Here is a 26,213-nt window from a genome sequence, read left to right on the forward strand (position 1 = left end):
GATTTTATTTAACATGAAAGAATCGTTACGTTTACGATTAGACCAACTTTGTGATCGTCATGAAGAATTAGAAGCGCTATTGGCTGATGTTGAAGTCATTTCCGACAATAAGCGTTTCCGTAATTTGTCACGTGAACACAATGATTTGACTGAAATCACCACTGTTTGGAAAAAATATACCCAAGCGGAAGAAGATATTGTAACGGCTGAAGCAATGTTGTCAGATCCTGACTTTAAGGAAATGGCACAAGAAGAAATTAAAGAAAATAAAGCATTAATTGAATCTTTAGAGGCAGAATTGAATATTCTGATGATTCCGAAAGATCCAAATGATGCGAACTCTGCATATCTGGAAGTACGTGCAGGGACAGGTGGCGATGAAGCTGCGATTTTCTCTGGTGATTTATTTCGTATGTACAGTAAATATGCTGAATCACAGGGTTGGCGTGTCGAAATCCTTTCTGAAAATGAAGGTGAACATGGCGGTTACAAAGAAATTATTTGCTTAATTAATGGTGAAGGTGTTTACGGACGCTTAAAGTTTGAAAGCGGTGCTCATCGAGTTCAGCGCGTTCCTGCAACTGAATCACAGGGGCGAGTTCATACTTCAGCTTGTACCGTTGCAATTCTTCCTGAAATTGATGTTGATACGACTGTAGATATTAACCCTTCAGACTTGCGTATTGATACTTATCGTGCATCTGGGGCGGGTGGTCAGCACGTTAATAAAACGGATTCTGCTGTACGAATCACGCATATTCCGACAGGTACTGTTGTTGAATGTCAGGAAGAGCGTTCACAACATAAGAACAAAGCAAAGGCAATGGCATTATTGGCATCTCGTCTTGAGAATGCTAAACGTGCAGCAGCTGATGCTGCGACATCTGAAATGCGCCGTGATTTGGTGGGTTCAGGTGATCGTTCAGAACGTATTCGTACCTATAATTATCCTCAGGGTCGTATGACTGATCATCGTATTAACCTAACTCTATATAAGTTGGATGCGGTGATGGAGGGAGATTTGACTGAGCTTTTAGATAGCTTACATCGTGAATATCAAGCGGATCAATTGGCAATGCTTGCACAGCAGAATGGTGGTTAATGAACATTCAACAAGCGCTTGCTCTGCGTGGTGAGCCTGAAAGTTATGAGCGTCAAGAAAATGCTTGGTTGCTCGAACATATCACTAAAATTGATTCATTCGATTTGGTGATGAAGAAGGATAAAGAGCTCACTGCGGAACAAGAGCAGGCGTATCGAGAGGCGATTGCTCGGATTGAAGCAGGTGAGCCTTTAGCTTATGTCACAGGTTCGCAACCTTTTTGGACATTGGACTTAAAAGTGACGTCCGATACTTTGGTGCCTAGACCAGACACCGAAGTTTTGGTGGAGACAGTTTTAAAGTTAGAGTTGCCTGAGGATGCGCGCGTTGTAGATTTAGGAACTGGGACAGGCGCCATTGCATTGTCACTCGCTTCCGAACGTCCTAATTGGTCTTTAACAGCAACCGATATTTATGAGCCTACATTGGAAGTCGCTAAATTTAATGCTGAGCAACATGACTTAGATCAGGTTCAATTTGTACTAGGCAGTTGGTTAAAACCGTTTGGGCGTCAATTTTTTGATGTCATTGTGTCTAATCCGCCTTATATTGATCCAGCAGATGAACATATGCACAATTTGGCGACCGAGCCTCAACGTGCATTAATCTCTGAAAAAAAAGGTTTAGCGGATCTTGAGCAAATTATTTTCCAAGCCAAGAAGCATCTGACTGTTGAAGGTTGGGTGGTACTTGAACATGGATATGATCAAGCAGACGCTGTTCAGCATCTATTTAGTCAAGCAGGTTATAAGAAAGTGAGAACCGTTAAAGATTATGGTGGTAACGATCGCGTGACTTTAGCACAATGGCCTCATTAGAAATAAAAAAGCGACTTTAGGTCGCTTTTTTATTGATTCATCTTTTGATGACATCACGCCATAACAATAATTTTGATTCAAATACTTTCATTATGGTATCCGTAATTTTCCCCAATATTGCCAATAAAATAATAGCAATGATCACAATATCTGGACGCGATGTTTCACGTCCATCACTTAATAAATATCCAATACCTTGCGTTGCTGCAATGAGTTCAGCGGCAATCATAAACATCCAAGCTAAACTCAGACTATTGCGCAAGCCTGTAAGGATAGATGGTGACGCTGCGGGTAAAACAATTTGATAGATTTGTTGCCAGCGATTCAGTCTATACACTTGAGCTAACTCAATCAATTTTCGGTCGACACCATGAATACCAGCCACAGTATTGGTATAGGTTGGAAAAAAAGCACCAATCGCAATGAGGGTGATTTTTGAGGATTCATCAATACCAAGCCATAACAAAAGGAGAGGAATCCACGCAAGACTAGGAATTGACTTAATTGCAGAAAAGGTCGGTTCAATAAACTCTTCTGCATGGCGATTGAGCCCAACCAAAACTGCAAAAAATAGTGCTAAACCACTACCAATAGCAAACCCTAAAAACACTCGCCATGTACTTGCCCAAATATGTTGACCTAAATCATTCTGAGCAAGTTCTTGCAGGGAAACAAATAAGCTACTTGGAGCAGGTAGAAGATAAGGTTCAACTACACCACCTCGAACCAACATTTCACACAGCAGTACTAGTAATACAGGGAGGAAAATACCTTTCAACCATTTATTCCCTTTTGTCGACAGTTGTGAATGGACATCGATATTCCGATGTTCAATCGCTTTTTCACTGATCGCCATTATTTTGTCACCACTTTTTGAGCGAATGAGGCATTAAATAACTGTTGAACAACTTGATTTACATTTGTTCCTTTACGAACTAAGTCTTCTTCAGTCAAGATTTTGCCGGATTTTTGTAGTGCATTAATGTGTTGGGCTTTAGGAATATTTTGATTAAAGTCAGTACGCTGAAGCTGAAGTTTTGCAACCTCTAAAGGTAGTTTAGCTTCAGTGGCGAGTAACTGCGCCAGTTTATCTGGATTGGCTTGTGCCCATTTACGTGCTTGCTCATACGCTTTAATTACGGCTTCAATTGCTTCTGGGCTAGATCGAGTAAATGGCTCTTTGACGCTTAACACGCTATAACTATTAAAGCCTACATTACGATAAAGCAGTTTTGCACCCGACTGGACTTGAGCTGATGCCATCAAAGGGTCTAAGCCAGCCCAAGCATCCACTTGTTTACGTTCTAACGCCGTTTTGCCATCTGGATGTTGCAAATGAACAAGCTGTACATCTTTTTTATTCAATCCAACGGTATCTAAAGCTTGTAGCGTAAATAAAAATGGGTCAGTTCCTTTTGTTGCGGCAATTTTTTTACCTTTTAGATCTTTTAATGATTTAATCGGGGAGTCTTTTGGCACGACTAAAGCTGTCCACTCAGGTTGGCTTTGGATATAAACTGTTTTAACAGGGCTACCATTGGCACGACTTAATACAGCGGCAAGACCAGCAGTTGAAGCAAAATCAACACTGCCGCTATTGAGATATTCTAATGAGCGATTACTACCTTGACTAAATACCCATTTGATTTTGGTATTGGGTAAAGCCTTTTCTAATAGCTTTTGATTTTTAACCACTAAACTCGTAGGAGCATAGTAGGCATAATCCAGTTTAATTTCCTTAGGGAGGGCAGCATTGGCTCCACTATGAACAACACTAATTGCTAAACCCAAAAGACCTAATTTCAATGGAGATATTGATTTTTTCACTAAAGTACCTGATTTAATTCGCTAAATTTTTGATATAAATAGCCTTTCAGGTGATTTGTGACAAAAAAGAAAATGAGATATTAAAAGAATAAATTTTGATAAAGTTAAAATTTTCACTTAACACATTGAAATCAAATCAATATTTTATAAATATTGTGGTTTTGTGAAAATATAGTGATTTATCAGAACTTTATATGAATTAGTGCAATGAGATGAAGGTCACATAATTTAATATAATAAGACTAATAGAGAAAATGAGACCAAACCCTATGAGTTTGATCTCAACACTCAGATTATACGAAATACTCAGTTGAAATATCGCTCACTTCAAGAAGCTCTAATGAGTCTGACTCCAAAGCCAAGCATAGCGCCACTACTTTTAAAGTGTCCGAAATTTTCGAAGCATCTTTTAACGCAATGCCAGATTTCAGTTCATTAAGACGTTCAGTTGAAATATCTAACGCAAGTGCAGTTTCACTTGCATCTTGAGTGTCTAGGAATTGATTGATTGCATTTTTTAAATCTATTTCAGATGCATTCAGAATGCTCATTTGAAGCTGCTCTGAAATTTGATCTGCATCTTGATTAAGTGCATGGGGGAAAGTTTGAGCAAAATTTTGCTCTAAGACATCGATCATTTTAAACATGATTGAACCTTTAGGAGATATGGCAAACTGCCGAAATGAATAAGATTAAAATAGTCTAAATATTAGCCGAATTCAAAAGAATAACGATGACTGTATGGTTTTTAAATCATGTCACTAAAGCAAACTTAACTGTAATGTGTGGTTAATTTTTATATAAAATAAATATTAAATTATAACTATTTTGAATTTTTTATACCAATTGGTCACTGAATAAATTGAATCCGAATTAGAGGAGGATTACCCTAAAGCCAACTTAAAACTAAAAAAAGGATAATGAGATTTATGAATATTCAAGGAAAAGTGATTGTTATTACAGGTGGCGCTTCTGGGTTAGGTGCGGCGACAGCAGCTTATCTTCAACAGCAGGGTGCTCGTGTGGTAATTGTTGATATGAATGCATCTTTGGGCGAGCAGACGGGTCAAGAAATTGGTGCAGAGTTTATTCAACTAGATGTAACTGATGAAAAAGCAGTTGAATCATTCTTTGCACACATACAAGAAAAATACGGACAATTGAATGGTTTAATCAACTGTGCTGGTATTGCACCATCAGCTAAAGTGCTTGGTCGCGATGGCCTGCATGCCTTAGATATGTTCCAAACAGTGCTGAATATCAACGTCAGTGGAACCTTTAATATGTTGCGCTATGCTGCGCAATTAATGTCACAGTATACGCTTTCGGGGGAAGAGGAAGAACGCGGTGTCATCGTGAACACGGCTTCAGTTGCTGCTTTTGACGGTCAAATTGGTCAGGCTGCATATTCTGCATCTAAGGGCGCTGTTGTTGGTATGACTTTACCATTGGCGCGTGAGTTAGCACGTGAAAAGATCCGTGTTATGACTATTGCGCCAGGAATCATGGAAACCCCGATGCTTAAAGGTCTTCCGCAAAATGTGCAGGATGCATTGGGACAGATGGTTCCATTCCCACCACGTTTAGCTAAACCTGAAGAATTTGCGAAACTGGTTGGACATATCTTTGAAAATTCGTATTTAAATGGTGAAGTGATTCGATTGGATGGCGCAATTCGTATGGCGCCAAAATAATATATGAAAATCAGTTTAGTCTTCACTTAAATAGACGACTAAACTGATCTCAGATGCTTTATGGTGAAATCGCCGGACGAGCTACATTCCGATACTTCTCAAGTAATGCATCAAGGCGGGCTACAGTTTCAATATCCGCCATACCATCATATTTCTCAGGATAAAAATGCATTTGGAATGCAGATACAACATTTTGAGTGACTTGATCATATTGACCAGTGACAGGAACGTTATAACCGTATAATGCCAATTTGCTTTGTAACGAAGCAATATCATTCTTCCAAGGATGATAGGTACGATAATAATTTACAGTGTCGTTATCGTACCAAGCACCGATGTTGTAGTCTTCATATAAACGTTTCCAAGGAAATAGCGGACCTGGATCAAATTTACGACCTGGAGAAATATCACTGTGCCCCAAAATTCGGTCGGGTCTGATCTCGTATTTTTTAGTAATTTTTAAAATAATATCTGCAAGGACTTCGATTTGTTGTTTTGATGAAAATGGATACCATCGACGTTGCATCAAAGGGAGTTGTTCATCATCTGCAGGGAAACCGAGATTTTCAATTTCAATTCCGATACTCGAGGCATTCAAACTACTGTTGGTCTGCCAAGAACTCGCGCCAGCATGCCAAGCTCTTTTATCATCAGGCACAAGACGGTACACAGTAAATTTACCATTGGTTGGTAATTCGGGTACAAAATAGTGACTACTGGCAGGGAAATTAGGATCTTTAAACAAAGCCAATGTTTCGTCTTTAGATACTGCTGTGTAGTGCAGAATCAAGAACATTTGCCGATTGTCTTGATTGGGTGAAGTATTCTCTTCGTCCAGATCATAAAGCGTGCTTTCTATATATTCTGGTTGGGTATCCGAACCTTGATTGACGTATGTAATGTTGGTGATCTTTTCATTTTTACATGCCGTCAGGAATAAACTCGAAACTAATAATGTAGCGAGTGCAAAAATTTTTTTATTCATAAGTATGACTGTCATTTATTGGAGTTAGATGTTTTTAAAATCAATTGCTAGTGAAGCAATTATTGAGATTATGTTTATTAATAATAAAAAATAAAATAATAAAAATTAAACAAGCCTATTCGAATTGTAACAATAAGGTACAGATCTTCTAGGGTAAAAATTATCTTCAGAATTGTATGAATAGACTGCTTATTTATTCGGTATCATAGGCTTATACAAGCATGTAATCAGGGTGTTTAGGTGAGTGATAGCATTGAACTGAGTGATGTTGAGCTACAGTTGTACGCAAGACAAATATTACTAGAGGATTGGGATATTGATGCACAAGAAAGATTAAAACTGTCCAATGTGCTTATTATTGGTTGTGGTGGGATAGGGTGTTTGACTGCAGAGTTGTTGGCAAGAGCAGGTGTAGGTAAGTTGACACTCATCGATGCTGATACTGTAGAAATCAGTAATTTACAGCGACAAATTGCTTTTGATCATCATGATGTGGGTTTTTACAAAGCTGAAGTTTTATCCAAGAAAATTTCTCAAATTAATCCTTATATTAAGATTGAATACATCACTTCAAAAATTGATTTTAATAATGCTGCCGCACTGATTACACAGCAAGATCTTGTGTTAGATGGTTGTGATAATTTTGAAACCCGTTATTTGGTCAATCAAATGTGTAAGGATGCGAATGTTCCACTCATCAGTGCATCTGCGATTGGTTTGCAGGGGCAGTTATTTATGGTGGATGGTGAATCAGCGTGTTATGAATGTCTTTTTCCCAAAGAAGATCATGCAGATGAGAGTTTGAGGTGTGCAGATTCAGGAGTTTTAGCAACAACTCCTAACCTGATGGCAAGTATGCAAGCACATCATGCGCTATTATATCTGGGGTTAAATTTAACACCATTAAAACAGAAGATCCTTCTATGGAATGGATTGAACATGCAACAGCGAATTTTGAATTTTGACAAGGATAAAGAATGTCAAATCTGTCACAGCAGTCAATCCGCAAAGACAATTTAATTTGCTACACTCAACATATCGAAATTTAATATCGACATTATGAAAAATAATATTTGGTTAGATGGTTTACGCTCAGTGGCCCGAGTAGGTGAAACTGCGGTCATTGCTGCGCGAGCAGGGATTAAATACGCGACAGAAAAACCGAGTAATGCGAAATTAATGCGCGAAACTTTCGAGTCACTTGGTTCAACGTATATTAAGTTGGGACAGTTTATTGCCAGCACGCCTTCATTATTTCCACGTGAATATGTTGAGGAATTTCAAGGGTGTTTAGATCAGACACCTAAACTCCCATTTAGCTATATTGAAAGTGTCTTGAATGCTGAGTTTGAGGGTCGCGATTTAGGTGAAATTTTCGCATCTATTGATGAAACGCCATTAGCTTCTGCTTCGATCGCACAAGTGCATGCTGCTAAATTGGTGAGCGGCGAAGATGTCGTGATCAAAGTGCAAAAACCTGGTGTTGAAACCATCCTTTATACGGATTTAAATGTCCTACATTGGGCGACCAAGATTCTAGAGAAGGCAGTTCCTAAAGTAAAATTTGCTTCACTTGCGGATATAGTTGAAGAAATCAAAACACGTATGGTTCGTGAAGTTGATTTTATTGAAGAAGCAAAAAATATTGATGATTTTGTTAATTATCTGCACATTACTCAAAATACTAAAGCGACTGCACCGAAGGTATATCATCAATATTCCACACGTCGTGTCCTGACAATGCAGCGTCTGTATGGCGTGCCGTTGACGGATTTCGATGTGGTTCGTCAAGTTTCTAAAGACCCATCACAGGTTTTGATTACTGCCATGAACACATGGTTTGGTAGTTTGATGATGTGTGAAAGTTTCCACGCAGATTTACATGCTGGCAACCTCATGCTTTTGGATGATGGTCGCATTGGATTCATTGATTTTGGTATTGTGGGACAATTAAAGCCTGAAGTATGGACTGCATGTATTGCTTTTATGGATGCATTGCAAAATACCAATTATCCATTGATGGCTGAAAATATGCTGAAAATGGGCATGACCAATACGCAAATTGATACAACAGTTTTGGCAAACGATTTAGAACGATTATTCAGTGGCGTACTCACCGCTGATCCTCAGCAAATTCTGTCATCTAATCCAGCCGACTTAAATGACATCATGATGGATATGGTGGCTGTAGGTGAGCGTCATGGCATCCGTTTCCCACGGGATTTCGCATTGCTGTTTAAACAAATGCTTTATTTTGATCGTTTTATGAGAATTCTTGCGCCGTACACTGATATTTATGCAGATCAGCGCCTACAAATGGTACAAACAATCGATCCTAATCTTTTGTTGAAACATTAAATCTTAAACAAGTGTTAAAATATTAAAGTAAATCCTCAATAGAAGAGGATTTGCTTTTATCGCCTCCCGTCAAGTCTGCTATCACTGTTTGATAGTTTACGAAAAGGTCATGATTGAAGATGGATTCCATATTAATTGAAGGATTGAAAGTTGAAACAGTCATCGGATGTTTTGACTGGGAACGGCAAATCATTCAACCATTATTGCTTGATCTTCATATTGCGACTAATTTAGAGCAGGCATCAAATTCAGATCTTCTCGCTGATACTTTAAATTATGCTGAAATTTGTGAAATCGCGACTCAGACGATTCAAAAAGCTCAACCTGAATTAATTGAATTTGCTGCAAAAATTGTCCTCAAAGCTTTGTTTGACCAATATCCAGCAATTGAGTTTATTCAAATTACTGTGCGTAAGCCTGCCATTATTCCACAAGCCAATTCAGTAGGAATTCGTCTTGAAAGACACCGTAATGATTTACGCACTAGCATTGGCGAGTAATAGCCAACCGCACAATCATCTGGTGAATGCATTAAAACAAATTGCGTCATTAGGTTGTATTACGCGTTCTCCCATCTATGTCATACCTTGTCGAGATGGTGTTGGACAAGATTATTGGAATGCTGCATGTTTATTAGAATCAAAGCAGCAAGTCAATGAAATTACCAATCTTTTAAAAGCGCTGGAAAAAGCTTCTGGTCGAGTCCGTCCGTCACATGATATCTCTTTGGATGTAGATCTCATTGCATGGGGAAATACGCTCCAAAATATGCAATTTAATCCAAAAAAAATGCCATTAGCCTTAGATGTTAAAATTCCAATGTTTGATATTTGGGAAAATCCATTATTTGAGCATGAAGCGCATCATTTTCCTCAAGTGTCACTAGATGGTTCATTTTCTAAAATAGGATGAGTTTCGCCGAATAGTCCATCGGTAGCATTGATCAAATATGTCTTTGATACGGAAATAGGCTGTGATGTAACAATAATCGGCTTCTTTTAAATGGGCTAATTTTTATAATACGGCACTTCAAAATAAATAAGCTCCATATCAAGAAGATGTATAAAATTATTGTGTTAAGCGCAATTTTGGCGTTCCTCTCAAGTTGTGCAACGCTTTCCCCTCAAGAGTGTCGAACTGCTCAATGGTCTGAAATAGGTGAAAAAGATGGAAGCAGTGGTTATTCGAATCGCATTGTTAAACATCAAAAAGCCTGTTCAAAAGTGAATATTGAACCTGATCACAAGTTATATGAACAAGGTTACCAAATTGGGCTTCGTTCATATTGTCAACCCGAAGTTATTTTCGATGGAGCTTTGGATGGAAGAGGTGGGTATAGGGTTTGTCCATCAGAGTTACATGCCCAATTAGCACCCTTTTATAATGTGGCCGATCAGTACTATCGTTCCAAGAAAGACAAAGATGATAAAGATAAAGAAATTGAAACATATCGAGATTACTTGCTGGATGACAAAATCACCAAAGAAAAGCGGGAAGAGTATCTTAAGAAAATAAAGTCCTTAAAGCAGGATAAATTGCGGTTAGATTTGAATTTCAATCATGCTGAGCGTGAATTAAATAAGTTTAGACGATTCCATCATCTATAAAAAATGCGGCCCATGAGCCGCGTTTTTTTAAATATAATAACTTGTTTTGGTCATGAGTTTGGATATACCCGTCATTGCGATTTTGACCGCAGCTGGTAATTCCACACCACCTGCATTTAGTGCAGTATCTCGATGCTGAAGTTCATCATGATTCATCTGTGTCAAAATTTGACGAGAGCGGGCATCATGTGGTGGGAGTTGATCGAGATGGTGTTGCAGATGCAGACTCACTTGACGTTCAGTTTCTGCAACGAAGCCTAAACTGTATTTGTCACCAGCAATACCTGCAATCGCACCCATACCAAAAGAAAGACCATACCATACAGGATTGAGTAGACTTGTATGACTATCTAACTCCTTTAAACGATCTTCACACCATGCTAAATGATCTTGTTCTTCAATCGCGGCATGCTCCATTTCACGACGAACATTAGGCAACTTAGCTGTCAATGCTTGACCGTGATAAAGCGCTTGAGCACAGACTTCACCACTGTGATTAACACGCATGAGTCCAGCAACATGCCTTGCTTCGCTCACTGCGAGATGAGTCTCTGCTTGACTTGCTGGATTTTCACGTTGTGAGGTGGTGGTGCCTGGTACCAAACTACGCAGTGCTTGATCAAATGAATGGATAAATTTATCTAGACCTGTGTAGTGACGCATAACCTTAATCCTCTAAATCAATTTGAGCATTTTTTAACATTGGTTTTAAGCGTGTTAATAACCAAATCGTGTACAGAGCACTCAATATTGCTGTAATACTGAATAGAATCTTAATATCAATACTTAAGATACTTAAAATAATAATGGAGAATATAGCAGAAGACACCATGAATACTGCATTCATAATGTTATTAGCAGCCACTACTCGAGCACGATGTGAACACGGTGAATAGGCTTGCATCATGGCATACAGCGGAACAATATAAAAACCACCACTGATCCCCAATAAAGTAACTGCAATCATCACATGATAATAAATCATACCAGAATTAAACATGTCTGATATGCCAATAAAATCGCCAGTCCTTTCAGGAACAAAGGCTAAACTTGCTGCTAAATAGAAGGCGAAAACGGTTAAGCCTACTGCACCAATAGGCACCATTTTAATATTAACCTCTGAGCCACCAATTTTTCGGCATAGCAATGAACCTACACCAATACCCACAGAAAAAAAGGTAAGGAGGAGGCTAACCACATTTTCGTTAGCATGAAGATTTTGCTGAGTCATTTGAGGTATTTGAGTTAAATAAGTCGCGCCATAAAACCAATACCAAGAATTACCCAATAAAATGGTAAAGATGAGGGGTAAGCTTTTTGCATAACGTATGGTTTGAAAACTGGTTCGAAAGAAATTCCAATCGACATTGATATGATTTTCACGGACTTTTTGTTTGAGAATGAAGCGACTACAAATATAACCAAGTATCGCGATGGTCACGACCGTCAGGCTGATCCAAACTAAGTTGCCTTCAGAGTTTGAAATCACTACACCACCCAAGATCATCCCCATCAATATTGCAATGGAAGTACCTGACTGGAATAAAGCATTACCCGACATCAATTCATTCGGTTTTAATATTTCAGGGAGAATGGCGTATTTAATCGGTCCGAAGAAGGTACTGTGTGTCCCCATGAGGAATAATGCAAATAACAATAGCCATAAATTGCCGAGTAAAAATCCAGCAGTACCGATCAGCATAATCAAGATTTCAAGCAATTTGATATTACGAATCAAGAAAGAGCGTTCATATTTGTCTGCAATTTGTCCTGCAGTCGCTGAAAAAATGAAGTAAGGTAGAATAAAGAGAAGTGCAGCTAGATTATTCAGTGTGCTTATGCTTGCGGTCTGTTGTTGAATCCAACCATAGGTAATGACGAGCAATAAGGATTGTTTAAAGACATTATCGTTTAAGGCCCCAAAAAATTGAGTCAAAAACATAGGTAAAAAACGGCGCGAACTCAGTAGATGCTCTTGTTTTTGCATGACAATTCAGCTTTTTTAAAAATTATTAAGAAATGTGATGATTTAGTAACAATATCGGAAAATCATGTATCATATTTTCATCCTAAAAATTTTGAAAATACTAGAAATTTGATTCAGTTAGCTTGAGTGAAAAATCCGTATTTTCTATTTAAAATATAAAGTATTCAGAGCGCAGTATGCCATCGAAAACACAATTTAAAAAATCATTACTTTCCCAATGTGTACAGCACACATGGATATCAAATGATATCAATAAATGGTTATATGCAAGTGTTTTTTTAGGTGCGCTTTCTTCACCTGTGTTATTTGCAGCCGACACAGTGGTTTCAAGTCAGGAGCTTGAGCCTGCGACATCCGTACAAGCCATCGAAAATAATAAACAAAAAATAGAAAACGTTGCGCAGCAACAGGGATTGTCAAAAGAGAAAATTGAAAGTATTGATCAAAAAATAGATCAGCTGAGTGGGCAAGATGATTTTAATAGTTATGAAATGCTTCAGCAGCAAGAGCAATTGAGTCCACAAGAGCAATTTAAGCCGATAGAATTTGATGATTTGGAGTTGCTGCCTGAGGAAAGTGTGGACCCTCGACTTGCCAATGAAATTTTATCAGTCGCTGAAGAAGCCAAGCAGCAAGCGCAAAATTTCAGATCGGGTCTGACGACTCCAGCCATTCAAGTACAAGATCTACCTGCGAATGACATTACAGAGGCTGAGTTAACAAAAGCGCCAGTCAACATTGATCAGTTGATGCAAAATATTCAGTCTGATCGTCAGATTGAGGTGTCTGAAAATGCCGAAGGACGTTCATTATCTGTTCAAACCCAAGAACCTGAAAATAAAGAACCAGAAAAAGTAAATGTGTTTAAACGCATTTTCTACAAAATACGTCCTCCACGTCTTAATCAGCCCGCTGCTGTGCCACGTATTACCGCAGATGTTACGGGCGCACCTAAAGCACTCGCGGACAATATCAAAGCAAAGTTATCTTCATTCACAGTTGAGTCATTTTCAGATTTCAATGCTGCCGTCCCGCAACTCCGTAATATGACTGTCCAAGCTGCACAAGCCGTAGGTTATTACGATGCTGAATTTAAGTTTGAAAAAGTCAGTTATAACCGAGTACGTGTCAATGTCACACCTCATAATCCAGTAGTGGTACGAGAACAAAATATTGAATTTACTGGGCCTGGGCAGAATCTTGCTCAATTGCAAGTGATTCGAGTGCTTCCTGATTTGGAGGTGGGTGATATTTTCGATCATGGTAAATACGAAGCGACAAAAGCTCGAATCATTGAAGCGGCGAATAACAACGGTTTCTTTGATTATTATTGGCGAATGCACGATGTCATGTTGGCCCGCCCTCAAAATCAAGCAGATATAAATTTGAAGATGGAAACAGGTGAACGTTATAAGCTGGATGATGTGCAGTTTAGAATGAGTGATCCATCAAAAAAATTACCGATTCGTGAAGATATTTTAAGAACATTAGCTCCTTGGCAAGAAGGTGCAGACTTTACCGCATGGCGTGTAAATGTATTAGCCAACAACTTAACCAATTCACGTTATTTTAACTATAGCCTTGTTGACGCTGTTAAACCTGATCCAATCATTAAGCCGCTTGAACTCGCACCTGATTTGCAGGCTTTAGTGGATGAGCAAAAAATTGATCGAAGTTTATTAACAGGTCAAGAAAAGGCTGAACAACAGGCAAGTTCATCAGAAGAAGTCACGCAGAATGTAGCAGATGAAACTCAATTTGCGGGTGGAAATGAACGTCGTACTTTGCAAGAGCGTAATGATGCTGATAATCAAGCGCAAGCCAAGCAGGAAGAAACCGAGCGTTTACAAGCCTTAGCACGTGAAGAGAAAAAAATCCCTGTCATCGTGACATTGAATGCGGATAAATTAAATAGTGTTGAAGCGGGTATTGGTTATGGTACTGATACAGGTGTGCGCTTACGAAGTCAGTACCGCCGTTCTATTGTGAATGATCGTGGTCATTCGTTTGATGCAAACTTAGAGTTGTCACAAGTCAGACAATCAATTGATGGTCGTTATAATATTCCATATAAACACCCATTAAATGATTATGTCAGTCTAGTGGGTGGTTACGAGCGTGAAGATCGTGATGAAATTGGGAATGGATTAAATCTCATCGTGGAATCCGCCGTTGCCGGAGCTGACAGAATTATTAAAGGTGCGCGTCGTGATTGGCAGCATATTTTTGGTGTGCGTTATCGTCTAGATCGTATGACGATTGAAGGTGATATTCCTGAGACACTTGACCCAGATACAAATTGGGATGAAATCCCAGAGTTTGTCGTTGCAACGGGTAATGATGAGCAGCAATCTTTATTACTTGGTTATGAAGCCACTAAAGTCACCAGTGATAATCGATTAAATCCGACAAAAGGATTTAAACAAAACTACAAAATCCAATTGGGGAGTGAAAGCCTGCTATCCGATGCTGATATGGCGATTGTGAATGCGAACTGGAAATTTTTATATTCAATAGGCAGTAACAATGATCATCAATTCATTGGTGGGGCAAACCTCGGTTATATCATCACAGAAGATTTTCAAAAAGTGCCCTATAACTTGAGATTCTTTGAAGGGGGTGACCAAAGTCTACGAGGCTTTGACTATAAGAGTTTGTCCCCTGTGGAATTTGGATATAAAGTCGGAGGTCAAGCGCGTGCGATTGGGACTTTAGAGTACAATTACCAATTTAAAGAAGGTTGGCGCGCAGCGTTATTTAGTGATTTTGGTAATGCTTATGATGAAAAATTTACCAATGATACTGAATATAGCATAGGAGCAGGAATCCGCTGGAACTCTCCAATTGGTCCAATTCGTCTAGATGTGGCATCGGGGATATCTGATCCTGGTAAACCTATTCGTCTACATTTCTTTATCGGGCCGCAACTTTAATATTTAAGATAATAAAAGTACTCAATCATTTTTGGAATAAGTATGGCTGAAGACATCGAGCAGCAACCTGAGCAACAACCTGATCAAAACGTGACGCCACAGCGAAGTTTACTACGCCGTGTATTGCTGATCATTTTATTTATTCTGATCTTTTTTGTGGCTTCGCTTGCCGTAATGTTTTCAACAGACAAAGGCAGTAAATTCTTACTTGACCGTGCTTTGTCCACTCAACAGATTATTCAGTATGAATATGAAGGTGGAAATTTACTTCAAGGCATTATTCTAAAAAATGTATTGGTAACGCTGAAATCAGTTGATGTGAAAATTGATAGAGCTGATGTCACTTTGGGTTGGCGTGCCATATTAGATAAAGAAATTCATTTGAATCGTGCTGATGTCCGAAATTTGCGTGTCATTAACAAGTCACCGCCGAGTGATGAGCCATTTAAGTTTAGTGAAATCAAACTCCCTTTTGTTTTACGTGTTGATCATGCCGATATCGATCAATTGGTCATTCAGACTTCAAGTTCTAAAGTGCAATTTAATGACATTATCCTAAACGAAGCACTATGGTCTGGTACTGAGCTTAAGTTTGAAGACTCGCAGTTTGATATGGGTTATTTGTCTGTAAAAAAAGCAACAGGTCAGATGGATTTTAAAGGTAAATATCCGTTAGATGCGCAAGCAGTTGTAAGACTCCCATCTTTAAAGTCGATCAACGTTGAGGATATTTATCTCCATGCAAAAGGCTCTTTAGATACCATTCAAGCGGGCATTGCCACGCGTACCCCTGATTTATTAACAGGTTGGGCAGTGGTACATCCAGTTCGAAAAAATGTACCGATGCAAGGTGCTTTAAACTTTAAAGATTATCACTGGCCTTTAATGCTAGAGCAGGAGCTCTTATCTAAACAAGGAGTTGCTAAGTTTTCTGGAGATATCCAACGTTTGAATTTGGATATTAACACCGATATTTCTGGTAAAAATATTCCTCAAGGACAATATACTGCGCTGGCGCATACAGATCTCGTCAAGCAATTGAATATTTCAAACCTGAATGGTCAATTGATGAACGGGGCGCTGAATCTTGTGGGTGTCGTCGGGTGGAAGGATAAAGTCACTTGGGATGTGCAAGGTCGCTTAGATAAAATCAATCCAAAAGATAAAGTGATTCCACAAGTGGTGCAAGATTTTCTGCCAGAACGTTTGGATGCCAAAATCGCTTCAGCAGGTTCGTTAGAGAAGGGATTAGATCTCACAGCACTTATTGATTTCGACCAATATGAAACTTGGAATTTAAAGCTTAATCAAGCTGAACAAAAAAATAATAAACCGAATCCGATGTTGCTAGATGTCGCTTGGAAAAATATTGATCGTGCTGTTCCGTACATTGGTTGGTTAAGTAGTGAATCTGGGGATGTAGAACTTGCTTTAGTTGAAGGTCAACAAAATATTCATGTGGCAACCGTAGTTGGTGCAAATGAAAAAGGAACTTTACCTGCTGGCAAATACAATGCCCAATTAGACCTTAAAGGGAATGATCTTCATGTTCCTTCATTTATCTATCAAGCAGATGGAAAAGGATCTTTACAAGCAAATGCCAAGGTTGAATTACCATCTGATCAAAGACAGTTGAGGTGGAATGCGGTGCTTAATGCAAAAGACTTTAATCCGCAAACCATCAGTGCTGCTGCTCCTGTAAATTTATTAAATGGACAAATTCAAGCGAGTGGCTTTGCTCGACCTAACCAGCAAATTATTCAGTTAAATCAGATCAATCTTTCAGGTCAGCTCGCCAATCAAAATCCACCGGAAACAATTAAGCTGACTGGCTCAAGTACAGCAGCCATTCTTCTACATGATGAAAAGTCGGGTGGTGGCTTTAAAGGCTTCGCAGTCAATTATGATGGTGCATTACATGCAAGCCAACTGCCACAAGGTGATGGTCAGCTTAAAATACGTGTAGCAGGCACCCCTCAGCGCATCAATATTTCTGAATTTAAACATCAGGGTGCTGCAGGTCAGATCAATGCCAACGGTTTAGTCAATTTAGCCAATGGAATCGGATGGGACATTAATGCTTCTTTAATACGCTTTAAGCCTCATTATTTTGTTTCAAGTGTTAAAGGTGAAATTTCAGGTAATGTCAAAACGGATGGCGTTTGGTCAGATCGTTTGAAAAAAATTAATATTGATCGACTCAATCTCGCTGGCATGATCAATAAAAAACCGCTGAGAGCAAAAGGTAATCTTGCTGTTATTCTTAATTCGAATCAGACAGGTTTCCTACCACAACAGTTTGAAGCCAATAATTTGTATTTGGTGTATGCGCAGAATCAGATTCAGGCCGAAGGGAATGCTCAGAATCTTCGCGTTAAGATTGACGCGCCTGCATTATTTGAGCTTTATCCTGGTTTACGTGGTCGTGCGCAAGGTTTTGTTAATGTGCAGTCTCAACCGAGATTATCCGCAACTGCGAATGTGAAGGTGAATAACTTTGGTTTCAATGATCTTGTCAGTATCAAATCACTCAACATCCAAGGGGAATTACCAACTTCAGACACAGTGCCTACTGCATTAACTGCAAGAATGGACAGTTTAAGAAGTGGCAATCGTGAGATTCAAAACGCTGAAGTCTCAATTGCTGGTACGCGAAAAGCACATTTATTGAAAGTGCAAGCCTCGAACAAGCTGTCTAAATTTTATGTGCAACTGGCAGGTGGATTTAATCCTGCGAATGATTGGTTAGGTCAAATTCAAAAAGGTGACTTTGACTCAGCACGCGCGCATTTGAAACAGGCTCAACCTGCCCCTGTGATTTATAATACTGCGAAAACAGAATTATTTGTGGGTGCTCATTGCTGGACCAGTAATCAGAGCCAACTTTGCTTTGATCAGCCTTTACGTGTGAGTAAGACCAAAGGTAACGCCTCATTTGTGAGTCGGAATTTAGATCTTGGTGACTTTGCCGCATTTATGCCTGAAGGTTTCGCAATTACGGGTAAATTGGATGGTTATGCTAAAGCGTCTTGGGGGCAAGGCATTCAACCAAAAATCGATGCCAAACTTGTTACGCGTAATGGTGTTGTGGGTCTAGCAGCTGCCGATCCTGATGATATCAGCACTACAATGAACTACGATGAAGTAAGTCTTATTGCGCGAAGTATTCGTGAAGGATTATTACTTCGTGCTGATTTGAAAGCTCCGAATATTGGGACTGGATATGCAAATGTTGTGGTGAATCCATTTGTTGATTCGAAACCAATGCGTGGTGAAGTTGCTCTGAGTCAAGTACAACTGAAAATTTTAAAACCATTTATTTCGGATGTGCGTAAAATCGATGGTAATTTATCCCTTGCGGGTAAAATCAGTGGGACATTGACTCAACCGTTATTTAACGGCGAAATGCGACTTAAAAATGGTTCAATCAGCATGATTTCGTTACCTGTTAATCTCACGAATATTCAGCTGTATTCATCTATTCGTCAAAACCAAGCGACGATCGATGGCGCTTTCAACAGTGGTCGAGGTGTGGGCAAGTTAACGGGTGATATCGATTGGAAAAATGATCCTAGAATTCGTTTAAAACTCAAAGGTGATAATTTATTTATTCGCCAAGCACCATTAATCACAGCTGTTCTGAACACTGAAATGGATTTAGATGCACGTCCTATCAGTAAGCAGTTAACTTTGAATGGTAAAGTTGAAGTTCCGCGTGCGCTGATTTCAATGCCAGAATCGAGCGCGTCCGTAGTGCCTTTATCAGCCGATGTTCGAGTGGTACGTGAAGGTGATAATCAACTCGCGGTACTTAAGGCTGCAAAGCCATGGGATATCCGCGCTGACTTAGAATTAAATTTAGGAAACCAAGTGATTTTCCAAGGCTTTAATAGTCGTATTCCATTACTTGGGCGAATTTATTTAACGCAACGCGGATTAGAAACTGCCATGCGTGCCAATGGTGCGATTGGTGTAAGTAAGCGCGTTACCATTGAAGCTTATGGGCAGTCTTTAGAATTAAGTCGTGCAATTGCACGTTTCAATGGCGCATTGTCCAACCCAACCCTTGAGGTTGAAGCAAGTAAACTTATTTCAGGCAGTACAGTTGGGGTGCGTGTTACTGGAACCGCAAGTAGTCCAAATATCCAAGTATTTAATGATGCGGGATTATCTGAACAAGAAGCAATGAATGCCTTGATTACAGGTCGAATCAATGAAGGTTCAAGTAGCTTGAGTCAAGCAGAAGGCTTTAAGTCAGATGTGAACAATACCATTGCTGCAGCGGGCATTAGCTTAGGGCTTGGTGGTACACGTGCTTTAACCAATCAAATTGGACAGACATTTGGTTTAAGTGGTCTTGCACTTGATGCGCAAGGAACAGGTGATGACACTCAAGTGAGTGTGACAGGTTATCTGACCCCTGATTTATATATCCGTTATGGTGTTGGTGTCTTTACGCCAGTCAATAAATTGACGCTACGATATCAGATGAACCAAAGACTCTATCTGGAAGCAAGTCAGTCTTTAGAAAAAGCCATTGATATTTTCTACAATTGGCGATTCTAAAAGGTAAAAGGGCTTCGATCGAAGCCCTTTTTAATGCACTGTAGAAACCGAAATTAAATTTAAGCTCTATTGTTAAAATGCTAGACTTAAAATTTATTGGAAAAGAACGAATTAAAAAATGAAAACAATTGCAATATTCATAGCGATGACAGCTGCAACACTCATGGCGGGCTGTCAAACCACTCAAACTGAGCAACTTACTCCAAAAATTGGAATGGCTAATCCTGCAAGCAAATTTTGTGTTCAACAAGGTGGAAAATTAGAAATACGTGATGAGGCAAATGGTCAAGTGGGTTATTGCCAGTTGCCAGATGGTGTTGTGGTAGAAGAATGGGAGTTATTTAGACATCATCAAAATATTTGCAAACCTGAAGAAGCGAAAAAATTAGTCGGCATGCATAATCTTGATGATCAACAGATTTTGAATAAAACCAAAGCCAAAATTATTCGCCGGGTCGGACCAAATGATCTGGTTACTATGGATTATCGAAATGATCGTATTACAGTAACCGTGGATGATCAGAATAAAATTATTCGCTCAAACTGTGGCTAATGAACAAGAAATGTCATTACACGATTTCCTATTCGGTTTAACTCGATTATCATAGCCGCAACAGGAGAGATGTATGAACAAATTCGTGATTCTGGGTGCTGTACTTGGTTCAGCCGTTTTGCTCAGTGCTTGTGAAGAAAAAAAGCCACTAACCCCTGAAGAAGTCTGGCATGGTTACTGTACCAGTATTGGTAATGCTGCACGCTCTATTTTGCTAGACCGTCAAAATGGTATCGAGAAAACTGCAGCGGTCGAACATGCTTCTAAACTGACCGATCCGACGACGAAGAAATTTGTAGATGCTCAAATTGAGAAGGTCTATGCTTATCCTGCGAATCAATTAGAAGTGGATCGTGATGCATTAATGGCTAAATTCAAAAAAGAAGCAACGGATGAGTGTTTAGCCACTCCTTACGATAAAGATAATCTGCCTGACTACAAACAGTTTTAAGGCGCTACAAAAAGATTGATCATAAAAAAGAGGGAAGCGTAAGTTTCCCTTTTTTTGTTGAAATTAATTACAAATTTTAATTAGCATTAAAATAGAAAAGCTTATATAAAAATAAGATAAATAAAACAAAAGGAGCGGAACAATGGAAGTGGTCGCATACCTGAATAATGCCGATCTTCTGCTTGAAGATGCCAATGGTGTTGCTGTAATTAATGGCAGCCATTACGTTCTAAGTCTAGGGGATCGAGTCTATCTTAAAAATATGATCAATGAACATGCCAAAATTTATCAGGTACACATTAGTTTTGCTTGTGCCGAACACCGCATGCTACATGATGATGAAATTCTGGTCAGATTTGAAGGAACACGAGAAAGTCTGCAACAATATTTAGATCGCACGACTGTCCACTAAGGTTGAATAGTCAAAAAAGGATTTAAAAGGCAACATCTTGTTGCCTTTTATTTATTTCAGATCCGTAAAAGCTTCATGTTAATGTCAGAATTGTTCGATAAAACAACATATTGAGCAATGAGTAATCAGAAGAGAGATCATTTAGTAAGAAAATAATGGTCATCACAAAGAAACACTCTTCTTGCATTAACTTTTAACCGGAATTTTAGTAAAATTTAGCAGTCCATATTATTTGCAGGCTTTATAAGCAGGATATTGCAAGTAATTTTTTAAAGAAGAGGAATAACACCGTGCTAGAAGCTTACCGCCAACACGTTGAAGAACGTGCCGCACTCGGAGTCCCACCGAAGCCACTTGATGACGCTCAAACAGCTGCATTAGTTGAATTATTAAAAAATCCACCAGCTGGCGAAGAAGCATTCTTAGTTGATTTGCTTGAAAACCGTGTTCCAGCAGGTGTTGACCAAGCTGCTTACGTAAAAGCTGCTTTCTTGGCTGCTTTGGCGAAAGGTGAAGCGACTTCTCCATTAGTTTCTAAAGAGCGTGCGGTTTACTTACTAGGTACTATGCTTGGTGGTTACAACGTTGCTCCTTTAGTTGAATTATTAGAAGACGCAGCGCTTGGTGCTTTAGCTGCTGAAGCGCTTAAGAAAACACTTCTTGTTTTCGATGCGTTCCATGATGTTGCTGATAAAGCAAAAGCAGGTAACGAAAACGCGAAAGCTGTTCTTCAATCTTGGGCTGACGCTGAATGGTTCACTAGCCGTAAAGATGTTCCAGAAGAAATCAAACTTACAGTTTTCAAAGTTACTGGCGAAACTAACACTGACGACTTGTCACCTGCACAAGACGCTTGGAGCCGTCCAGACATTCCGTTACACGCTAACGCAATGTTGAAAAACGAACGTGATGGTATTAAGCCAGAAGTTCCAGGTGAAGTTGGTCCATTAACTCAAATCAAAGAATTAATTGCGAAAGGCAATACTGTTGCTTACGTGGGTGACGTTGTTGGTACGGGTTCATCTCGTAAATCTGCTACAAACTCTGTGCTTTGGTTCTTCGGTGACGAAATCGCTCACATTCCAAACAAGAAAGAAGGCGGTTACTGCTTAGGTTCTAAGATTGCTCCGATTTTCTTCAACACTATGGAAGACGCAGGTGCGTTACCTGTTGAGATCGACGTTGCAAACATGAACATGGGCGACGAAATCACGTTAAAGATTGACAAAGCGACTGCAAAAGTTACAGCGTTCAAAGATGGCGCTCAAATTGCTGAAGCTGAGTTAAAAACTCCAGTACTTCTAGACGAAGTACGTGCGGGTGGTCGTATTAACTTGATCATTGGTCGTGGCTTGACTACTAAAGCACGTGAAGAATTGGGTCTTCCTGCTTCTGACTTGTTCCGTACTCCAGTTCAACCAGCTGCAACTGGCAAAGGCTTCACGCTTGCTCAGAAGATGGTTGGTCGTGCTTGTGGTCTTCCAGAAGGTCAAGGTGTACTTCCAGGTACTTACTGCGAACCTAAGATGACAACTGTTGGTTCTCAAGATACAACAGGTCCAATGACGCGTGACGAATTGAAAGACTTAGCTTGCTTAGGTTTCTCTGCTGACCTCGTAATGCAATCTTTCTGTCATACTGCTGCGTATCCAAAACCAGTTGACGTTCAAATGCAACACACGCTTCCTGATTTCATCATGAACCGTGGTGGTGTATCACTACGTCCAGGTGACGGTATTATCCACTCTTGGTTAAACCGTATGCTTCTTCCAGATACAGTAGGTACTGGTGGTGACTCGCATACTCGTTTCCCAATCGGTATTTCTTTCCCAGCGGGTTCTGGTCTTGTAGCGTTCGCTGCAGCAACTGGTGTTATGCCACTTGATATGCCTGAATCAGTTCTTGTGAAGTTCAAAGGTAAAATGCAACCTGGTATCACTTTACGTGACCTAGTACATGCGATTCCTTACTACGCAATTAAAGAAGGTGACTTAACTGTAGAGAAGAAAGGTAAGAAAAACATCTTCTCTGGTCGTATCTTAGAGATCGACTTATCAGAAATGGAAACTGACTTAACTGTTGAACAAGCGTTCGAACTTTCTGATGCTTCTGCTGAACGTTCTGCTGCTGGTTGTGCGATCACACTTTCTGAAGAGAAAGTTGCTGAATACCTTCGTTCAAACATCACGATGTTGAAGTGGATGATCTCTGAAGGTTATGGCGATGCTCGTACTATGGCGCGCCGTGTTGAGAACATGGAAAAATGGTTAGCGAATCCATCACTTCTTAAAGCTGATGCTGACGCTGAATACACGAAAGTGTATGAAATCGACCTTGCTGACATCAAAGAACCTATCCTTTGCTGCCCGAACGATCCAGATGATGCAAAACTTCTTTCTGACGTTCAAGGCGACAAAATTGATGAAGTATTCATCGGTTCTTGTATGACGAACATCGGTCACTTCCGTGCAGCTGGTAAACTTTTAGACAAAGTACCTGGTGGTTCTTTATCTACTCGTCTTTGGTTAGCTCCTCCAACTCGTATGGACGAACGCCAATTGATGGAAGAAGGTTTCTACAATACTTATGGTAAAGCTGGCGCGCGTACTGAAATGCCAGGTTGTTCATTATGTATGGGTAACCAAGCACGTGTAGCTCCAAATACAACTGTAGTTTCTACTTCTACGCGTAACTTCCCGAACCGTTTAGGTCAAGGTGCGAACGTTTACTTGGCTTCTGCTGAGCTTGCATCTGTTGCTGCGGTACTTGGTAAGTTGCCAACTCCTGAAGAATACCAACAGTATGCTGCTCAAATCGACAGCATGTCTGCGGATATTTACAAGTACTTGAACTTCGATCAAATGAACGACTATACAGACGCTGCTAAAGACGTTGATACGAAGAAAATTGCTGCTGCTCAATTAAGCTAAGTTATTGAAAAATAATTTATATTGAGTTAGAAATAAGGGCTGAGTAATCAGCCCTTATTTTTGTGTGTTAAAAAATGAAAAAATATTTAATGGTAAGAAGTCCAGAATCTTTAATAAAAGAGAATAGAATTGGATATGGTTGGAAGCAGGTAAACTTTTCAGTACATTCAAATATAAAAACTGTGATTCAAGAAATTATCGAAAAAAATGGTTCGATTGGTCGTATGACTAATCAAGTTAAGAACTATTTTGAATTAAAGAGTGAAGATATTGTTATTGTTCCTTTAGGTAAAAAGATTGCGATTGCTAAAGTAATAGGAACCAAAAAATATGATCCTCTATTTAAAGGAGGACATGGTGCTAATCAAATCGATGTAGAGTTTTTTAGAAAAGATGGAAAAGTAATTTATATTCCACGCTCTAAGCTAAAAGAAAATTTAGAGAGCAGATTAAAGCTTAGAACTACAATAGGTGATCTAACAAGATTTTCCCAAGAGATAGATCATATTATTCAAAACTTAAAGGACTTAGGGGATTTTGATATAAAGAGTAGTTTTCAAGAAAAAATAGATCAATATGAAAATGAATTTAAAACAGAATTATTGAATGCCTTATGGAAAGGGAATACACGTTTAAAAGCTGGCGGTAGGGGTTTAGAGGAATTGATTAAAGAACTCTTAGAAATACAAGGTTACTCAAGTGTATTGATCTTAGATAAAAAGAATGGTGAAGGCATAGCAGATATTGATATAGAAGCAACATCAGAAAACAACCCATTTTTAAAAAATATTTTAGTTCAAGTGAAACATCATAGGGGGGAAACAGATAAACATGCAATAAACCAATTGATTGCCTATGAAGAAGAAATAGGTATCAGAACTTACAAATGGGTTATAACAACAGGATATCTTTCAAAAGAGTCGAAAGAATTTGCTGAGTTAAACCAAGTAAATATTATGGAAGGTGAGCAATTGGTTGATTGGATTTATGCAAATTTATCAAAATTAAAATCATCGACTAAAGAAGCACTAGGCATTGTGGATGTTCCTAAGTTGAGTTGGGTGTAAAGTTATCTAGAACGAGAATAATAATGAAAGATTTGATTGATGCAATTAATACACGCGTTAAAGAACCATATTGGGGATTCTTTTTATTAGCGTTTTTAGCATTTAATTGGCGTGCCTTATTTTTATTGTGTTTTGCTAAAGGAACAGCGCAAGAAAAAATCTTTTTATTTGATGATCAAACAACTTTTTTAAGTTTAATTGTTTTTCCAATCATTACGGCAGTTGCAATAATGTTGGTAACGCCTTGGTTAAAAGTTTTATTTGGGTGGATTTCAAGGTCTGCTTATGAACGTCTGAACTCACAGGATCTAAAAAGAGAGCATAAATATTTGGCCGAAAAAAATCTATTAGAGCAAGAAAGATCTTTAGAGTTGGCAAATAAAGAGAAAGAGTTAATTGACCAAGCAAAGCGTGATGTAGATATTGAACAAATTAATGACGAAAATACCAGGGAAATTTTAAGAGCTGAAATAGATAAGTTAAGACAGGAAAGAAATCAATTAGATCATAATGAGAATATAAAGCAGTATAAAGAATTAACAATTTATGAGAAAAATATTCTTGAATATCTTTACGCTAATGAAGGTAAATATATTGGAAAAGATGAAGTTTCATATAGACCTAGTATAACTATTGGATCAAAAGAATATGTGGAAGAAAGTAATTTGAGAGATTATCTAAATTATGCAGATGCCCTCAAATCTTTAAAATCAAAAGGTTTAATCAGAGATGTTGGGAAAGAGGGGAGGATTTTTGAATTAGAAAATAAAGGAAAAGAGTACATGGAGAATTTTAAAATTGCTTAATATATTAAATTTTAAATAAATTAGAATTCATATAAATTGTTTATACTATTTATATTTTAACTCTACATTAAGTCAAATTTGATATCATGTATTTTATTGAAAATTACTTAAATGAAC

Annotated in this window: 21 protein-coding genes and 1 pseudogene; 16 read left to right on the plus strand and 6 right to left on the minus strand. The window is 38.8% G+C overall.

Annotation, left to right across the window (positions count from 1 at the left end):
- Nucleotides 1-13 precede the first annotated feature (13 nt).
- Both prfA and prmC read left to right on the plus strand, forming a co-directional pair.
- The gene (gene prfA, locus CL42_RS08240; RefSeq protein ID WP_035267080.1) at nt 14-1,102 is read left to right on the plus strand and encodes a peptide chain release factor 1; all 1,089 of its coding nucleotides are present in this window, start codon (nt 14-16) and stop codon (nt 1,100-1,102) included.
- Entirely contained in the window at nt 1,102-1,920 is an 819-nt protein-coding gene (prmC, locus tag CL42_RS08245) for a peptide chain release factor N(5)-glutamine methyltransferase (protein WP_035267082.1), read from the plus strand. Before prfA ends, prmC begins: the two co-directional genes overlap by 1 nt.
- Before the next feature lie 37 nt (nt 1,921-1,957).
- Here prmC and CL42_RS08250 read toward each other — a convergent pair.
- From CL42_RS08250 to CL42_RS08260, 3 genes and pseudogenes are all read right to left on the minus strand, one after another.
- Nucleotides 1,958-2,659 (minus strand): annotated as a pseudogene (locus CL42_RS08250) (ABC transporter permease); the annotation flags it as partial.
- A gap of 116 nt (nt 2,660-2,775) precedes the next feature.
- Nucleotides 2,776-3,726: an aliphatic sulfonate ABC transporter substrate-binding protein gene (locus CL42_RS08255; protein ID WP_228133246.1), complete on the minus strand. Its 951-nt coding sequence runs from the start codon at nt 3,724-3,726 to the stop codon at nt 2,776-2,778.
- 314 nt (nt 3,727-4,040) lie between these two features.
- Nucleotides 4,041-4,394, minus strand: coding sequence for a hypothetical protein (locus tag CL42_RS08260; protein WP_035267087.1), 354 nt, complete (start codon nt 4,392-4,394; stop codon nt 4,041-4,043).
- A 282-nt stretch (nt 4,395-4,676) separates the two neighbouring features.
- On the opposite strand from CL42_RS08260, the gene CL42_RS08265 reads away from it, so the two are divergent.
- Complete coding sequence (locus CL42_RS08265; protein ID WP_035267088.1) at nt 4,677-5,441, plus strand: 3-hydroxyacyl-CoA dehydrogenase; 765 nt, start codon at nt 4,677-4,679, stop codon at nt 5,439-5,441.
- 58 nt (nt 5,442-5,499) lie between these two features.
- Here the strand turns inward: CL42_RS08265 and CL42_RS08270 are convergent, their stop codons facing one another.
- Nucleotides 5,500-6,426 carry an N-acetylmuramoyl-L-alanine amidase gene (locus CL42_RS08270; protein WP_051586563.1) on the minus strand — a complete coding sequence of 309 codons (927 nt, stop codon included), beginning with the start codon at nt 6,424-6,426 and terminating at the stop codon, nt 5,500-5,502.
- A 240-nt stretch (nt 6,427-6,666) separates the two neighbouring features.
- On the opposite strand from CL42_RS08270, the gene CL42_RS08275 reads away from it, so the two are divergent.
- The 5 genes from CL42_RS08275 to CL42_RS08295 all read left to right on the plus strand — a co-directional run bounded on the left by CL42_RS08275 (nt 6,667) and on the right by CL42_RS08295 (nt 10,391).
- Nucleotides 6,667-7,446: a HesA/MoeB/ThiF family protein gene (locus CL42_RS08275; protein WP_035267089.1), complete on the plus strand. Its 780-nt coding sequence runs from the start codon at nt 6,667-6,669 to the stop codon at nt 7,444-7,446.
- Nucleotides 7,447-7,485: 39 nt separating this feature from the next.
- On the plus strand, nt 7,486-8,784 hold the full coding sequence (locus CL42_RS08280; protein ID WP_035267090.1) for an ABC1 kinase family protein: 1,299 nt from the start codon (nt 7,486-7,488) through the stop codon (nt 8,782-8,784).
- A 119-nt stretch (nt 8,785-8,903) separates the two neighbouring features.
- Nucleotides 8,904-9,284: a dihydroneopterin aldolase gene (gene folB / locus CL42_RS08285; protein WP_035267091.1), complete on the plus strand. Its 381-nt coding sequence runs from the start codon at nt 8,904-8,906 to the stop codon at nt 9,282-9,284.
- The gene (locus CL42_RS08290) at nt 9,241-9,696 is read left to right on the plus strand and encodes a 2-amino-4-hydroxy-6-hydroxymethyldihydropteridine diphosphokinase (protein WP_373683270.1); all 456 of its coding nucleotides are present in this window, start codon (nt 9,241-9,243) and stop codon (nt 9,694-9,696) included. The genes folB and CL42_RS08290 overlap by 44 nt, the downstream gene beginning before the upstream one ends.
- A gap of 146 nt (nt 9,697-9,842) precedes the next feature.
- Nucleotides 9,843-10,391 (plus strand): DUF2799 domain-containing protein, encoded by a 549-nt coding sequence (locus tag CL42_RS08295; RefSeq protein WP_035267093.1) that lies wholly within the window; start codon nt 9,843-9,845, stop codon nt 10,389-10,391.
- A 27-nt stretch (nt 10,392-10,418) separates the two neighbouring features.
- Here the strand turns inward: CL42_RS08295 and coq7 are convergent, their stop codons facing one another.
- Nucleotides 10,419-11,054, minus strand: coding sequence for a 2-polyprenyl-3-methyl-6-methoxy-1,4-benzoquinone monooxygenase (coq7, locus tag CL42_RS08300; RefSeq protein ID WP_035267094.1), 636 nt, complete (start codon nt 11,052-11,054; stop codon nt 10,419-10,421).
- A gap of 4 nt (nt 11,055-11,058) precedes the next feature.
- Nucleotides 11,059-12,378 (minus strand): MFS transporter, encoded by a 1,320-nt coding sequence (locus tag CL42_RS08305; protein WP_035267095.1) that lies wholly within the window; start codon nt 12,376-12,378, stop codon nt 11,059-11,061.
- Nucleotides 12,379-12,554: 176 nt separating this feature from the next.
- Here CL42_RS08305 and CL42_RS08310 point away from each other — a divergent pair, with 176 nt between their 5' ends.
- The 8 genes from CL42_RS08310 to CL42_RS08345 all read left to right on the plus strand — a co-directional run bounded on the left by CL42_RS08310 (nt 12,555) and on the right by CL42_RS08345 (nt 26,096).
- Nucleotides 12,555-15,311: an autotransporter assembly complex protein TamA gene (locus tag CL42_RS08310; RefSeq protein ID WP_035267096.1), complete on the plus strand. Its 2,757-nt coding sequence runs from the start codon at nt 12,555-12,557 to the stop codon at nt 15,309-15,311.
- Between the two features lie 42 nt (nt 15,312-15,353).
- Complete coding sequence (locus CL42_RS08315) at nt 15,354-19,877, plus strand: translocation/assembly module TamB domain-containing protein (protein ID WP_035267097.1); 4,524 nt, start codon at nt 15,354-15,356, stop codon at nt 19,875-19,877.
- Between the two features lie 118 nt (nt 19,878-19,995).
- Entirely contained in the window at nt 19,996-20,430 is a 435-nt protein-coding gene (locus CL42_RS08320) for an I78 family peptidase inhibitor (protein ID WP_035267098.1), read from the plus strand.
- A 73-nt stretch (nt 20,431-20,503) separates the two neighbouring features.
- A complete protein-coding gene (locus CL42_RS08325; protein ID WP_035267099.1) occupies nt 20,504-20,881 on the plus strand; it encodes a hypothetical protein in 378 nt (125 codons plus the stop codon).
- Nucleotides 20,882-21,023: 142 nt separating this feature from the next.
- The gene (locus tag CL42_RS08330; RefSeq protein WP_035267100.1) at nt 21,024-21,293 is read left to right on the plus strand and encodes a hypothetical protein; all 270 of its coding nucleotides are present in this window, start codon (nt 21,024-21,026) and stop codon (nt 21,291-21,293) included.
- Between the two features lie 290 nt (nt 21,294-21,583).
- Nucleotides 21,584-24,223 (plus strand): bifunctional aconitate hydratase 2/2-methylisocitrate dehydratase, encoded by a 2,640-nt coding sequence (locus tag CL42_RS08335; protein WP_035267102.1) that lies wholly within the window; start codon nt 21,584-21,586, stop codon nt 24,221-24,223.
- A gap of 74 nt (nt 24,224-24,297) precedes the next feature.
- Entirely contained in the window at nt 24,298-25,290 is a 993-nt protein-coding gene (locus CL42_RS08340) for a restriction endonuclease (protein WP_035267103.1), read from the plus strand.
- 23 nt (nt 25,291-25,313) lie between these two features.
- Complete coding sequence (locus CL42_RS08345) at nt 25,314-26,096, plus strand: hypothetical protein (RefSeq protein WP_035267104.1); 783 nt, start codon at nt 25,314-25,316, stop codon at nt 26,094-26,096.
- Nucleotides 26,097-26,213 lie beyond the last annotated feature (117 nt).

Origin of the sequence: Acinetobacter sp. Ver3 (assembly GCF_000632455.1) — a bacterium.
Lineage (GTDB): Bacteria > Pseudomonadota > Gammaproteobacteria > Pseudomonadales > Moraxellaceae > Acinetobacter.

Bases quoted from the DNA above. Each gene is read 5' to 3' on its own strand.
- prfA (WP_035267080.1), top strand. From the start codon at position 14: ATGAAAGAATCGTTACGTTTACGATTAGACCAACTTTGTGATCGTCAT.
- prmC (WP_035267082.1), top strand. From the start codon at position 1,102: ATGAACATTCAACAAGCGCTTGCTCTGCGTGGTGAGCCTGAAAGTTAT.
- CL42_RS08260 (WP_035267087.1), bottom strand. From the start codon at position 4,394: ATGTTTAAAATGATCGATGTCTTAGAGCAAAATTTTGCTCAAACTTTC.
- CL42_RS08265 (WP_035267088.1), top strand. From the start codon at position 4,677: ATGAATATTCAAGGAAAAGTGATTGTTATTACAGGTGGCGCTTCTGGG.
- CL42_RS08270 (WP_051586563.1), bottom strand. From the start codon at position 6,426: ATGAATAAAAAAATTTTTGCACTCGCTACATTATTAGTTTCGAGTTTA.
- CL42_RS08280 (WP_035267090.1), top strand. From the start codon at position 7,486: ATGAAAAATAATATTTGGTTAGATGGTTTACGCTCAGTGGCCCGAGTA.
- folB (WP_035267091.1), top strand. From the start codon at position 8,904: ATGGATTCCATATTAATTGAAGGATTGAAAGTTGAAACAGTCATCGGA.
- CL42_RS08295 (WP_035267093.1), top strand. From the start codon at position 9,843: ATGTATAAAATTATTGTGTTAAGCGCAATTTTGGCGTTCCTCTCAAGT.
- coq7 (WP_035267094.1), bottom strand. From the start codon at position 11,054: ATGCGTCACTACACAGGTCTAGATAAATTTATCCATTCATTTGATCAA.
- CL42_RS08305 (WP_035267095.1), bottom strand. From the start codon at position 12,378: ATGCAAAAACAAGAGCATCTACTGAGTTCGCGCCGTTTTTTACCTATG.
- CL42_RS08310 (WP_035267096.1), top strand. From the start codon at position 12,555: ATGCCATCGAAAACACAATTTAAAAAATCATTACTTTCCCAATGTGTA.
- CL42_RS08315 (WP_035267097.1), top strand. From the start codon at position 15,354: ATGGCTGAAGACATCGAGCAGCAACCTGAGCAACAACCTGATCAAAAC.
- CL42_RS08320 (WP_035267098.1), top strand. From the start codon at position 19,996: ATGAAAACAATTGCAATATTCATAGCGATGACAGCTGCAACACTCATG.
- CL42_RS08325 (WP_035267099.1), top strand. From the start codon at position 20,504: ATGAACAAATTCGTGATTCTGGGTGCTGTACTTGGTTCAGCCGTTTTG.
- CL42_RS08330 (WP_035267100.1), top strand. From the start codon at position 21,024: ATGGAAGTGGTCGCATACCTGAATAATGCCGATCTTCTGCTTGAAGAT.
- CL42_RS08340 (WP_035267103.1), top strand. From the start codon at position 24,298: ATGAAAAAATATTTAATGGTAAGAAGTCCAGAATCTTTAATAAAAGAG.
- CL42_RS08345 (WP_035267104.1), top strand. From the start codon at position 25,314: ATGAAAGATTTGATTGATGCAATTAATACACGCGTTAAAGAACCATAT.